The 13226-nt window shown below is 51.6% G+C and carries 10 protein-coding genes; 1 reads left to right on the top strand and 9 read right to left on the bottom strand.

What is annotated here, in order from left to right:
* Window positions 1–178: 178 nt before the first annotated feature.
* From AC0YN0_RS03830 to AC0YN0_RS03800, 7 genes are all read right to left on the bottom strand, one after another.
* On the bottom strand, window positions 179–1066 hold the full coding sequence (locus AC0YN0_RS03830; RefSeq protein ID WP_475820076.1) for a carbohydrate ABC transporter permease: 888 nt from the start codon (window positions 1064–1066) through the stop codon (window positions 179–181).
* 14 nt (window positions 1067–1080) lie between these two features.
* Window positions 1081–1971 carry an ABC transporter permease gene (locus AC0YN0_RS03825; RefSeq protein ID WP_475820075.1) on the bottom strand — a complete coding sequence of 297 codons (891 nt, stop codon included), beginning with the start codon at window positions 1969–1971 and terminating at the stop codon, window positions 1081–1083.
* Window positions 1972–2060: 89 nt separating this feature from the next.
* A complete protein-coding gene (locus AC0YN0_RS03820) occupies window positions 2061–3770 on the bottom strand; it encodes an extracellular solute-binding protein (RefSeq protein WP_442051665.1) in 1710 nt (569 codons plus the stop codon).
* Window positions 3771–3937: 167 nt separating this feature from the next.
* Window positions 3938–5011: a response regulator transcription factor gene (locus tag AC0YN0_RS03815; RefSeq protein ID WP_475820074.1), complete on the bottom strand. Its 1074-nt coding sequence runs from the start codon at window positions 5009–5011 to the stop codon at window positions 3938–3940.
* Complete coding sequence (locus tag AC0YN0_RS03810) at window positions 5008–6738, bottom strand: sensor histidine kinase (protein WP_475820889.1); 1731 nt, start codon at window positions 6736–6738, stop codon at window positions 5008–5010. Before AC0YN0_RS03810 ends, AC0YN0_RS03815 begins: the two co-directional genes overlap by 4 nt.
* Window positions 6739–6875: 137 nt before the next feature.
* On the bottom strand, window positions 6876–7469 hold the full coding sequence (locus tag AC0YN0_RS03805; RefSeq protein ID WP_475820073.1) for a YdeI/OmpD-associated family protein: 594 nt from the start codon (window positions 7467–7469) through the stop codon (window positions 6876–6878).
* A gap of 130 nt (window positions 7470–7599) precedes the next feature.
* Entirely contained in the window at window positions 7600–8646 is a 1047-nt protein-coding gene (locus AC0YN0_RS03800; RefSeq protein ID WP_475820072.1) for a LacI family DNA-binding transcriptional regulator, read from the bottom strand.
* A 109-nt stretch (window positions 8647–8755) separates the two neighbouring features.
* On the opposite strand from AC0YN0_RS03800, the gene AC0YN0_RS03795 reads away from it, so the two are divergent.
* Window positions 8756–10006 carry an FAD-dependent oxidoreductase gene (locus AC0YN0_RS03795; RefSeq protein ID WP_475820071.1) on the top strand — a complete coding sequence of 417 codons (1251 nt, stop codon included), beginning with the start codon at window positions 8756–8758 and terminating at the stop codon, window positions 10004–10006.
* 138 nt (window positions 10007–10144) lie between these two features.
* On the opposite strand, the gene AC0YN0_RS03790 is transcribed toward AC0YN0_RS03795, so the two are convergent.
* Complete coding sequence (locus AC0YN0_RS03790) at window positions 10145–11512, bottom strand: hypothetical protein (protein WP_475820070.1); 1368 nt, start codon at window positions 11510–11512, stop codon at window positions 10145–10147.
* 75 nt (window positions 11513–11587) lie between these two features.
* Window positions 11588–13192, bottom strand: coding sequence for an ABC transporter substrate-binding protein (locus AC0YN0_RS03785; protein ID WP_475820069.1), 1605 nt, complete (start codon window positions 13190–13192; stop codon window positions 11588–11590).
* Between the last annotated feature and the right edge of the window lie 34 nt (window positions 13193–13226).

Below are 13226 nucleotides of genomic sequence, written 5' to 3'. Positions count from 1 at the left end.
ATTACTAACCTTTGCATGTTGTTTGGTTTAGAGCAGGAAATAGCGTCCAACTTAGGATTCATCGCAATGATTGCTGTCGCACTTATCATCTATACCCGTATGATGAAAAAACGCCGCAAATAGAAAATCAGTTTCCAGATAAAACAAAAAGACCGCCCGTTATGGCGGTCTTTTTGTTTTACTCCTTCACGGCGCCTAGCATAATACCCGATACGAAATACTTTTGCAGGAACGGATATACGATCAGCATTGGCACCATGGCGATGAATACTTTAGCCGAATTCAGCGTCCGGTTAGACAGCTCCGACAGCTTCTTGTATTGTTCGGGGGTTAGATTGGTGCCAACCGGAATGTTGACGACAAGCTGCTGAATATAGGTTTGGAGCGGATATTTAGCGGAAGTGTTCATGAGTACCAATCCGTTAAAAAACTCGTTCCAGTGATATACGCTAAGGAACAACGCCACTGCGGCAAGTACCGGAATAGAGCATGGAATATACACCCGGAACAGGACTGACCAAGGACCGGCGCCGTCGACTACGGCCGCCTCATGCAGCTCCTTCGGCAAATTGCGGAAGAAGTTCATGATCAGAATGACGTCGAATACCGGTACCCCTCCGCCAAGCACCAACGCCCAGATCGTATCGATCAAATGATAGTTTTGAATGGTAAGATACCAAGGGATCAATCCCCCGTTAAAGAGCATGCAGAAGACGAGCACCCACATGAACGTATTGCGCATTTTGAAATCCTTCTTGGGCCTTGCCAGCGGATAAGCCATTAATACCGTCATCAGCAAGGCGAATCCCGTACCGAGCACGGTGCGTTGGATGGAAATCCAGAACGCGTTAAAGAACAGGCTGTCGCTAATAATCTCCTTATACGACGACAAGGAGAAACCGATAGGAAATATCGTAACCAAGCCCGCATTGGCGGCCGCTTTCTCGGAGATCGATACACAGAAGGTGTACCAAAGCGGGTATACGCAGCTGACGAGCAGAAGACCGAGGACGACGATATTGGCAATTTCAAACGTCCGCGAGCCTACCGTTATATTTCTGACCAATGCAGCTCCCTCCTTCAGAATACCGTGTAATCGGCATAGCGATACGCCAGACGATAGGATATGAATATGAGCACAAAGCTAATGACCGACTTGAACAACCCGGCAGCCGTCGCGAGCGAGTATTGCAGATTTTGCAAGCCCAGCCTGTACACCCACGTGTCCAAAATATCTCCGGTTGAATACACTAGCGGGTTATACAGGTTATACACTTGGTCGAATCCGGCATTCAGCACGTTGCCCAGACTTAAGACGCCCAGCAACACAACCGTGGTCGACAACGCAGGCAGCGTAACGTGCCGGATCATCTTCCAACGATTGGCCCCGTCAATGGCGGCCGCTTCATACAGATTGAGATTAATGCCCGTTAACGCCGCAAGATAAATAATGGCGTTAAATCCGAATTCCTTCCACACGTCGGTGCCGATGACGAGCTGCCGGAATATACCCGCATCCGCCATGAATAGCTTAGGATCGAAACCGAACATCCCGATAACCGTATTGACGACGCCGTAATAGCCGAAGATCCCGATGACAATCGTTGACATAATAACCCACGACAGAAAGTGCGGCAGGTAAACGACGGTCTGCACCAGCTTTTTGTAGCGCAAGCTGCGAAGTTCGTTCAGCAAAATGGCAAAGACGAGCGGAACAAGCAAGTTAAGCGCGATTTTGCCGACAGCGATAATAAACGTATTGATGATGACCGTCTTGCTGTCGTTCAGCTGAAACATATACCTGAAGTTTTCGAGTCCCACCCACTCGGATTTGAACATCCCCGCTCCCGGGTTAAAATTCTGAAAAGCCATCACGATTCCGGTCATAGGCACGATACTGAACATCACTAGCCAGACCATGCCCGGCAGCAGCATCAAATAATAATGTTTCTGATGGCCTAATTTCCTCAATGCGTCTAACCTCCCTTCTTCCTATCCGTATAACAAAGCTTGCGGAGTGCACTTAGGAACCGCAGTGCCTTCCGCAAGCTTCCGCACGTTTATTTCTTCAAGAGCTCCGCCACTTCCGCCGTGATCTCGTCTCCGCCTTGAGACTTCCAGTCCTTCACGAACTTGTCGAAGGAGTCGATGGACGCTTGGCCAAGGATGATCTTCATCACGGTTTCGTCCTCCATCTTCTTCAGGTTGGCCCATTTCGTTTCCATCGTCGGCGTCTGGTTGTAGGTGACGCTAAATACCTTCTTGTCGATAGGAATCGTCGTGAACGGACGATCGCCGATCATGATGGAGTACAAACGCTGGAAATCGCCGAAGTTAGCCGTGCTGAAGTTGCTCACATTCAGATCGTCGTACGGAGGCTTAATGACGTCCCTCACCTTTTTCGCATCCGCATACATCAATTTGTACAAGCTGTTCGGCTTATTGTAATCCTCTGGATCGGTCTCGCCTTTCAGCACTTTCAGAAGCTCGACATACTCGTATTCCGTCTCGTTGGCTGCAGCCATAACGTTGCGAAGCGGATACCAGCCCACGGCAACCGATAAATCAAAGGTCGCTTCATCGCGCACAAGAGCATTATTCATGATCATGATCGCTTTGACGACATCCGGCTTGGCGTTTTTGCTTATAATGGTGTAGGTGCTGCCCGTCGTCTTCATATGCGCATTCCACTTGTTATCGTCGGAATAGACCGGATAGGCCTGCCAGTTCGCCGTCGGATCGTTCTTGAAGGAGTCTCCGTTGCCGTAGCCGCCATTCCACCATGGACCGAAGAATATTCCCGTCTGATTGGCATTGATCGGATCCCCTACGTTGTCGCGTGTGCCTACCTCGGGATCGATAAGCCCTTTTTTGTACCAATCAGCCAGCAAAGCCAATGATTTTCTTGTATTGTCCGATATCGTTCCGTACGATACCGATCCGTCGCCATTGTCAAGCCAGTAGCCCGGATACGCATCCATCGCGCCAAAAATCGGATCGAATCCGCCCATATTGTTAGAGGAAACAAGGAACGTGGAATACGGGAACGTATTTTTGGAAGGACCGGCAATACCGATCGTTTTGTCCCCGCCAAGCTTATTATCGATAAAAGCTTTCGCCGCCTTTTCAACATCCGACACCGTCTTCGGCACGGGCAGCTGCAGCTTATCGAGCCAATCCTTGCGAATCCATAAGACGTGAACGCCGTCGGTATCCACCGTAATGTTCGGAAGCGCAACCATCTTGCCCTTGTAGCTGGCATTTTCCAATGCGCGGCCTTCGGTGCTCGCCATAATGTCCTTCACCTGCGAGGACTGATATTGCTGGAATATATCGGTGATGTCATAGAGCAATCCCGAGCTGGCCGCTTTGGTCATAAACGAGCGGTCGTCGACGACCATGCCGTCCGGCAGCTTGCCCGATGCGATCGTCAAGCTGACCTTCTGCTTGAAATCGTTGCCGGTAGCCGCGGTCCAATCCACGATGACGTTGATGTTGTACTTCTCCTTGAGGTAGCGCGTGTATTGGTTATTGCTTACGCTGTCCCCTTCCGGCAGCGTTTTGTCCGTCGGATCGACCACCATGCCGATGTGAACGTCAACAGGCTTGTCAAATTTGGAGAAGGCCAAATCGTCTCCCGAAAGCTGGGAGCTCGAGTCCGGTTGTGAAGACGCTTTCAAATTATTCGATGAATCGTTGGAAGACGTACATGCTGTCAAGGTTAGGCCAAGCAATACGACGGAAAGCAGCATTGCCATATTCTTTTTCATCTAATCCCTCCCTAAGAGAATGGCGAAGCAATTCTTGTTTTGTAAGCGGTTGCTTCGTTTCTTGCCTTCTCATTGTACATGGGAAGCGGAGAAAAAAAGTCGGACGGTTGTGCCGTGTTTTGCGACGAATAAGGGGCCGAGGTAGATGTTTGTTCGATAAGATGAAATCATTCTTCCCCCCTGTGGAATTGAGCCCGAAATTCGGAGGGCAAGAGGCGAGTCTGTTCATAGAAGAGATGGGAAAAATACTTGGAGTCGTTGTAGCCTACGGCATGAGCAACCCACGCGATCGACTGATTCGTTTCGCACAGCAGACGCTCGGCCGCTCTTATCCGCTCTTGTCTTAAGTAATCATTGAACGTCGTGCCCGTCAGCTTCTTAAAGCATTGGCTAAAATAGCTTCGGCTCATGTGCACATGATCGGCGACGTCCTCGGCATGCAGCGTATTCGAAGCCTGCTCGCGAATGAACAACACAGCCTTTAAAATGCTAGTCGTCGTATTGGTGAAATCGGAAGATGCCGCAACGTGCGCATACACGCGTTTCCTGTAATCGCGCAGCCATTCAACCGCCGACCGGACGTCATTGGCATCTGACCGGAGCTCGGCATCCATTATGATAACGGTCTCCATTTGTGACAACACGCGCATGAACAGACCTTCCAGACGGCGAAAAGAAACCTTGGCTTCTACGGTCCTTTTGCATAAGCGCTGGAAGACCGATTCATTATAAAGCCAATAGTGCGACCGCCACTCCTGCTCCAGTCCGCTCCATTCTTCTTCCTCCTGTAGGCAGACGTCTTGCTCGGAAGCAGCCGCAGGCGCGGATACCGCGGGAGGTTTGGCTGAGTGATGAGGCCTTTCTCCTGTCATTTGCTGCTGGATTCGTTTCAATATTTGCTCGTCGTCCTCCGATTCCAGACGCACCTTCGATATATAATCGAGCACCCCCATGCGATAAGCCGTTTGCACGTTCTCGAACTCTTCGTGAAAAGATAAAATAACGGAGCGCAGCCCGGGAAATCTTTGCCGCGCGACTTGAAGCAGCTCCATTCCCGACATGACGGGCATCGAAAGATCGACGAACATGAGATCCACCTCATGCCTTTCCATAAATTCGAGCGCCTTCGCGCCGTTCGCCGCTTCGCCGACTACAATCATATCGTGATTGGTCCAAGGCATAATCGAAATGAAGCCTTTGCGGGCAAGCTTGTCATCGTCAACGATTAATACACGAATCAAATCGCTCTCTCCTTTCTATACTGCTGAATAGGAAGGGTTAACGTAACGGTTGTGCCATGATTCGGAGTGCTTTCTATACCCATACGAGCTTTATAGCCATAAAAGGATTCAAGCATCGATCGGACATAACGAAGTCCAATCCCCCAGCCTGTCTGCTGCTGATCGGGCGTATCGCGCTGCAATAAGGCAAGCGTCTCATGACTTAGCCCTTTGCCGTCATCGCGAATCATAATGCGCACCATCTGCGAGGTTTCGTCAGGCGAAATGCAGATTTCCAGCTTGCCGTGATCGTCAAGGCCATGACAAACGGCATTTTCCACGATGGGCTGCAGGATGAACCTTGCGACAGGACTATCGAGATAGGTTCCTTCGGCAATATCCAGCTTCACCTCGAAATCATGCCGCATCTGCTGCAGCTCCAGATACGTTCGCATGACGTCTATTTCCGATCTGAAAGTAGCCGTTCCCTCTGATTTGCCCAAGTTATAGCTCAACAAAAAAATCAATGAGGAAACAAACTTCTCAATCTCCGCCTGCTTATGCATAACCGCCAGCCAACGCACCGAATTGAGCGTATTCATTAGAAAATGCGGGTTGATTTGGTAGGCTAGCTTCTCGATCTCCAGCTGATGGCGGCGCTTTTCCTTCTGCTCCACATCCATAATCAGCTGCTGAATTTGCCGCTTCATAATATTAAACTGATGGAATATCCGGTCAAATTCATCGATCCCCGTATGGTATATGCTAGTGCCCATATACCCCTTGCCAAACGTCCTCATTTCCTTCTCTATCAATCGAAATGGCCTGTTAATAAGCCTCCGCAATAATAGAGTGAGCATGAACATCATTAGAAGGGCAACGGCGAGAATCCAATACATATGGTTTTTCCACGTATAGAGCTCGTGATTGTAGTAGGAGACGGGAAGCAGCAGCGTGATGCCGTAACCGTAATCGCCTGTCATCCGATTCCATACATAATCGCCCGTCACACCCGATTGCCCGCTTAGCTCGAGAGACCCGCCGGCCGCAAAAGCAGCCCGATTGCTGCTATAGGTGACCATACCAGCCGTATCGGTGAAAACAAGCGTATAGGGCATGTACAAGTTTTCCGCAAGCGAATTCATATCTGTGGTAATATCCGACTTGGCTTCCACATAAACGACTAGCTGCGTTCCGTCTGAAAAGGTAACCTCCCGTGTCACCGACACAACCAGATCATCGCTGAATCGGCATAAAGACTTATGCGGAGACTGGTATTTCAGCTCCCCGATACCGGCGACACTAGGCAAGGATTCCAGCGTAAAGTCACCGCGCAGCGGCAAATTGGATTGATAAGCTTTCCCGCTTGCGGGGTTAAAATACATCACCAGCTGCATAGCCGGATTCGAAAACGTAATTAATCCAATATTATAGGAAATATCGCGTGAGAGAAGACGTTGACTATAGGGGTCCGCGGTAGAGATATACGTCTCCATCAAGTGACCCACCGTGCCTTCCGGCGTCATCTGCTGCGTAACCTGAAGCAGGTTATTGTACATCTGATTCAACTTTGATGTTTGCTGGTACAGATCAAAAGCCATAGAGGTCTTGATTTTATCGCGCTGCATCGTGTAGATCGCATTGTAGGAAACAGACGCCATTAAGACGGCGCATCCCACAAAGCCAACAGTCAGAAACACCATAATTCGTTTGCGAAGAGAGGAGAATTGAAACCGGTTGCGAAGCATATTCAAGAAGCTTGTCTTCCTACGTTCCGTTCGATTAGACTTTACCTGGCGATTGCTGAGCACCTCCACCACCTCACAACGAGTATGGAGCAATATTCGCCGCTTGGCGTGGTTATCCTTCTTGGTGAGAAGAATGGTTAATCATTTAATCCCTTACCGTCCAAAATATGAGGCAAATACTTTTCAACCCTTGAATCACGCGTTTTGGATTGTTTGGGCTCCGAGAAATAGAAAATGTACGCTCTTTGCCGTCCCGGCGTCAATGCTTCGAAAGCCGTTTTCAAATCAGGGATTTCAACGAATTTATTTTCCAACTCTTCGGGAATGATGTATTCCGTATTCTTTTTATATTCCACTTGCAAGCCGGCTTTTTCAACTTCAATGGCTTCATCAATATAAGCTTTCAGGATGAGCTGCATCTCGTCTATTTGTTTGGCGCTGGTGAACCGAATTTGGCGCGCCGCCTGTACATTCTCCGTTTGTTGGACCAGAATTCCGTGAGGATCCTTTAACAAGGCGCCTTTGTGAAACAGAAGCGCGCAATACTCTTTAAACCCATGGATCAAAACGATGTTTTTACCCTCGAACAGGTAACAAGGATGCATCCACTTCATATCTTCAGTAAGCTCGCAGTCAAGAACGATACTTCTCAAGGCCTCGAATTCTTCCTTCCAATTTTTCGCCTTTCTCATAAATCCGTCAACCTTAGGATTCATTTTACTGGTTGTCATACAGGAACGCTCCTCATCAATGTTATATTCATTCGTCTTTCTCTTCTAAGGATACCGCTGTACGGCCAATTGGAAATTGTAACAGTTAAAAAAGACACCATTTGGTGTCGTTTTGATTATAGAACCCCTTTCAGTGTCGTGTCAACAAGGATTTAATTGTCCTCCCCTCAAGGAACTGCCCCTTGAGCCGGACATGCTCATAGGGCAGCATCGGATTCGCGATTCTCCTAAGCATAAGCTCCGCCGCTCTCTCGCCTGCTTCTCGAACGATAAGCTCCGGTCGCGACAAATCCGGAAGATACGGATGCTCCTCGTGCTCCATTCCAACCAAGGACAGATCGACGGGGATATTCAATCCTAGTGAAGCCGCAGCGGCGTATACCCATTCGGCCTCTCCCGGAATCGCGCTGAGTACGGCGGTGAACCGGCCGGAGCTTAACTTTGAACGCAGCTTCTCCATCCAATGAACGCGGTCAGCCGCTTGACCGGTCATGTGCTCTTCTGGATCCGCTGCCGACATGCCTTCCCGTATGCCCGCCGCGACGAAAGCACTCCACCTCAGCCTAAACCCCCGGAGCGGCTCGATGTCGCCGACGTATAGCACATGGCGATGACCATACGCATGCAGCGCCTCCATGGACTGGTGAATTCCGTATTCCACATCCCACACCACGCTGTCAACTTCAGCCAAATCGGACGGATAATTGATTAACACTTTAGGCATGGCTAGCTTGAGAAAAGCCGCTTCAACCGGTTCGGGGATTCCCGCGGTCAGGAAAAGACCATCCGTATGGCGCATTCCTATTTGGTCAAGCCACGCTTCCAGCTCCCCCGGACGAGAAAGCGCGCTTGGGATCAGCATCGGGGACAGCGTATGGCCCAGCTCGTTCAGTCGGCGCTGCACCCCTTCGAGCTGTTGTCTATGAAAGGGGAAGTCGCCGCCGAGCAGCATGGTGAACCGCCTAGGCTTGCCGCTCGTCCAGGGGATCCGTTCCGCGAAAATGCCCGCTTCCTGCTCCTTCGTCAAGTAACCGAGCTTGCGCGCCCGCTCCGTTACCGTCCTTCTCGTCGTCTCCGACATACCCGGCAGCCCCCGCAGCGCTTTCGATACGGTATGCACCGTTAAACCCAGTTCGCTTGCGATCGTTCGCAAAGTCACCGTCTTTTTTCGCGGCATGGCGATCTCTCCCCTCTTGTATGAATGAAGTAAAAATGAAACTATTTTACAGCCATTTAAATTCTTATAATGAGGTTGAAGAGGCGACTGCGAAGGGAGAATTTCATTTATGTCAACGCGGGAAATTACGTTACAACGAACCGTGGCGGTCTACGAAACGGCGGAAGTCGTCGTCATTGGCGGCGGACCGGCCGGGACGGCGGCGGCCATAAGTGCTGCCCGATGCGGAAGAAAAACGATTCTATTGGAGCATTCCGGGCAATTGGGAGGCATGGGGACGTTAGGTAACGTTAGCGTGTTCATGGGAGTAGGCAACGTGACGGGGATCTATAGAGAGTTCATCTCGGAGTTTCTTCCTAAGTCGCTGCCGAGCTCGCACCATCAATCCACCACTAGGGCACAATATTCGCCTTTCGAACTTCGTCATTACTTGAACCAGAAGCTCGAGCAGGAAGGAGTCGTCGTCTATTATCATACGAGCGTCGTCGCCGCGATCAAGCAGGATGAGCGTGTGACGACACTCGTGGCGAATACGCGGGAAGGATTAACGGCATTCGAAGGGACCGTATTTATCGATTGCACGGGAGACGCGCGCGTCGCATCCGAAGCAGGCGTTCCGCTGCGTTCCGGACGGGACGAGGATGGATTGACCCAGCCGATGACGCTGATGTTCATGATGCAGGATACGGGAAAGCCCGTAACGCCTTATTTGCCTGACGATGGTTACCGGTATGAATCCATGTCCGACTTGCCGCAAGGGCGCCACTTATTTTGGGAGACCGATGACGGCATGCTCCTCGTCAACATGACGCGCGTCAGGGGGAACGGAGCCAAGATCAAGGACATCAATGACGCGGAGAAAGAAGCGATGCGTCAAGTCATGTCCGTCGTCCATTACTTGCAGCGCAACGGCTTCGAGAATTACATCCTGTCGCATGTTCCGGGTCAGGTCGGCGTCCGGGAGACCAACCAAATCGTCGGGTTGTATACGTTGACGGAAGATGATCTGACGCAAGGGCGCCGCTTCGACGACGTCGTCGCGCAAACGAATTACGAGATCGATATCCACAATCCTACCGGCGGTGCGACGACGGACGAACGCAAGTTAAGCGGCTATGATATCCCTTACCGCTGCATGCTGCCGGTAGTCGTCGAAGGATTAATCGTCGCCGGGCGCTGTATATCCGCCACACACGTGGCCATGTCGTCAATGCGCGTGCAAGCGACTTGTTACGCGCTCGGCCAAGCAGCGGGCATCGCCGCTTCCCTAGCGATTGAAACCGAGTCTACATTATCGTCAATCCCGCTTCAGGCCTTACACGAGAGACTCGCGTCACAAGGCGTGCAATTCATGAAGTAAAGACACGAAATTGACCTATGCCGCGCGCATAGGTCAATTCGAAATTGCTGCCGGAACGGCTCTATCAACGTGCCAAATGAGTGTCCCGCATACTTCGCTGTGGTCGAGGATGATCGGCACGCTGCTCGAACAATCGAATTACTCCGATCGCTCCCCTTTCTTGCGCAGCCGGAGTCCGACGTTGCTCCGTTCCCCGGTTAAGCTCAGCCGCAGCATGACGACCTGATCCCGGATCGGCTCCGGCATCGCCGTCGCGCCTTCCGAGCACCATTCGACCTCAAAGCCTGCGAGGTCGTCCCAATAAGCCAGGCCGAAGGGCTTCGGCGGCCAATGCCCGATCGCAAACTCGACCTCGATGGTATCCGCGGTGCGCACATGACGGGTAACGAACACGCGCGGAACCGGCTCCTCAAAGTCGTCGCTCATCTCGCCTTTGCCGATGTAGCTGCGCAGCATTCGGGGCGTACACTCGCCTTCGACGAACGCCATCTGGCACTCATGGTCGTAATAGAGCAGCGTCGTTGGCCAAGGCCCTGCTCCGACGCCGCCGAGCGTCATCGTATAATCGTTGACGGCAGGCCGGACCTGTGTGTCACGGGTTAGCATGTACACGGGCGCTGTCACCTCATTAGCAAGGTGATAAAGCTCGACCGCCTTGGGCAGCGTCGTCAGCGTGATCGGATATTTCGTGATATAGTCGAAGAACTGGTCCAGCATGCCTTCGCATGCTTTGACATGAGAGGCGGGGAACACTTGGAACCGGTCGGTGAATTCCATCTCATGCGCTTCCTGTTGCTGCAAAAAATACACTTGATCATTGTGAGCCGTATTGTCGAGATAATCGTGAAACACATTTTTCCAATATTCAATGTTGTCCTCTTCGCATAGCCCTGCCCGCAACACGTCGTTCGGATCGGTTGAGTAGATGCACGGACTGCCCGAGTGGTAAGTAAGGTTCAAATCCCGAGCCGTCCACTCGCAAGCGACGATTTTTCCTTTGCCCGGACTTGGCGCCTTGCAGCGGCTGCTGTCCACATACCACGAACCCCACGGTATGCCCCGATGCGTAATTCCGTCCCACCAGACCTGCTCCCAACAATAACCCCACATGCCTTGGAAGCCAAGCTCCTCCAGCACTTCGATCGTTTCATTATAGATTTTGCCTCGACCCGCTACCTTTGTCGTCACCCAGGGGAATGCCTGCTCCACAATCCGCCAATCCTGCTCCAGCTTCTCCTTGAGCCGCTCCTTATTCGCTCCGGCTTCCTCGAAGAACAGCGGACATTGCACAATGACATCGTCTCCGTATCGGTCATGCCACTCCCTTATTCGGTCCGCCAGTACGGGGACCGAACCCCCGTTCACGATCCATGTAACCGGGATGCCGTGCTTGTGGGCGATGCGTGCCGTCAGGTCAACGCCGTCCGTCGCCGTCCCATGTCCCCAGTCCGTATCGTAATGCGATGCATAACTGACGAAAGTATAAATCAAATTTTCCGGTCTCATGTGACGCCTCCCCCCTCCTCATACAAGACAAAAAGCCTCCTTGCGGAGACTCTTTGCCCCAATAACCGCTTCAGGTTACTTCTTGTTTGCCGCTAACCAGGCGTCGATCTGCGCTTGCAGCTCTGCCTGCACCTTCTCGATACCCGCTTCCTTCAGCTTCGCGTTCCGCTCGTCGAGCTGCTTCGACGGATCCTTGACCGCCCCGGTGAAAATCACTTTGTACTCGTTGACGACTGCCGTCATTAGCGTGATCTCGTTCTTTACGTTCGTGTCGTCGAACACAAAACCCATGAGCGGGAACCGTGTCGCTTCCTCGTTGAACTTCTTCCAGTTCGTATACAGGTCGTCCGGCTGACCCGGCTTCAGATAGTTGAGCAGTTGATTGCCGACAACCCAGAAGATGCCCGGCGAGTAGCCGGAATCGGCGATCGGCTCGATGCGGTTGTCGCCGACTTTCTTGTAGTGCTTATCTTCGATACCGTTGACGAATAGGTTGATCACGTATGGGTCGGTGTGCAAGTAGTTGAGTACCATCATGGCGCGATCTGGATCTTTGGACGTGCGAGAGATCGAGAACATCGAGCCTGCAGCAAGATCTGTCGTTACGATCGGCTCTTCCACGACATGCGACACGTACTCGAATTGGTTGTTGTCGGCGTTCTGCAGTTCGATGTCCGAGCCTGGCTTCCACGTCGACGTTTGCGTCCAAATTTTCCCTTGCTTGCGGTAATCGTCGATCGCCGTCGTGCTCGTGCCGGAATCGGAATTGATATAGCCTTTTTCATAATATTTGCGATACAGCTCGAGCTCTTTTTTGTTCAGGTCCGCAATCTCCGGATCGAGCACAGACTTAACCTTCATGTCAGTCGCCTTGTAGTCCAGCAGGAACATCGGCGTCTTCGCGGGAACCGGACCGATCGGACGCCAGTTCGACTTGCCCTCGTACATAAGGAACCCGCTCGTGAAATTGCCGCTGCCGCCGGCCAGATAGAAGTTGGTCACCTCGGGATTGTCCGCCTTGATCTTCTCGAACCATGGTTCCAGGTCTGCCATCGAGTTGATCGCATCAATCGGAATATTGTATTTCTCTACGAAATCTTTGCGGTACGTGATCGCCTTGCCTTGGGTAATCTCCTTGTTCGTCGGAATGGCGTACAGCTTGCCGTTCATGCGAGGAGCTTCCAAATAGAGCGGATTGAGCTCCTCCTTGATTCCTTGCCCGTGCTTCTCTAGCAGATCGTCAAGCTCGAGGAACGCCCCCTTCGTCACATTGCCGAAGAAGTTCAGCCACGATGCCGTGAACACGAGGTCCATTTTCTCCCCGGCGTTCATCATCAGCTCCGTGCGATTTTTGTAATCGCTTGAAGCAATCGGCTGGAGCGACACCGTCGCATTGATTTTGTCCTTGAAATATTCGTTCAGCTTCTCTTCGACTAAGGCATCGTCCTGCTGCGGTTTACCAAAGTAGACGATGGACACCTCGTACGGCTCAAGCTCCGGCTCCGTCGATGCGCTTGGCGCATCGGTAGCAGACTCCGTCGCAGACGGCGCCGTTGTTACGGAAGCCTCCGGATTCCCTTTATTTCCGCCGGATGAGCATGCTTGAGCGAACAACGCCAGTATCAGCACCATGACAACTCCAAGCAGCTTGTTACGTTTCCCCACATGACCTCGAATCATTGCGAAAAACCCTCCCTTGAATAATATATATATA

Source organism: Paenibacillus sp. J22P218, assembly GCF_056269195.1.
Note: the sequence above shows the minus strand (reverse complement) of the source record. Positions and strands in the feature narration are given on the sequence as shown.

Bases quoted from the DNA above. Each gene is read 5' to 3' on its own strand.
- AC0YN0_RS03810 (WP_475820889.1), bottom strand. From the start codon at position 6,738: ATGCTTCGCAACCGGTTTCAATTCTCCTCTCTTCGCAAACGAATTATG.
- AC0YN0_RS03805 (WP_475820073.1), bottom strand. From the start codon at position 7,469: ATGACAACCAGTAAAATGAATCCTAAGGTTGACGGATTTATGAGAAAG.
- AC0YN0_RS03820 (WP_442051665.1), bottom strand. From the start codon at position 3,770: ATGAAAAAGAATATGGCAATGCTGCTTTCCGTCGTATTGCTTGGCCTA.
- AC0YN0_RS03795 (WP_475820071.1), top strand. From the start codon at position 8,756: ATGTCAACGCGGGAAATTACGTTACAACGAACCGTGGCGGTCTACGAA.
- AC0YN0_RS03785 (WP_475820069.1), bottom strand. From the start codon at position 13,192: ATGATTCGAGGTCATGTGGGGAAACGTAACAAGCTGCTTGGAGTTGTC.
- AC0YN0_RS03790 (WP_475820070.1), bottom strand. From the start codon at position 11,512: ATGAGACCGGAAAATTTGATTTATACTTTCGTCAGTTATGCATCGCAT.
- AC0YN0_RS03800 (WP_475820072.1), bottom strand. From the start codon at position 8,646: ATGCCGCGAAAAAAGACGGTGACTTTGCGAACGATCGCAAGCGAACTG.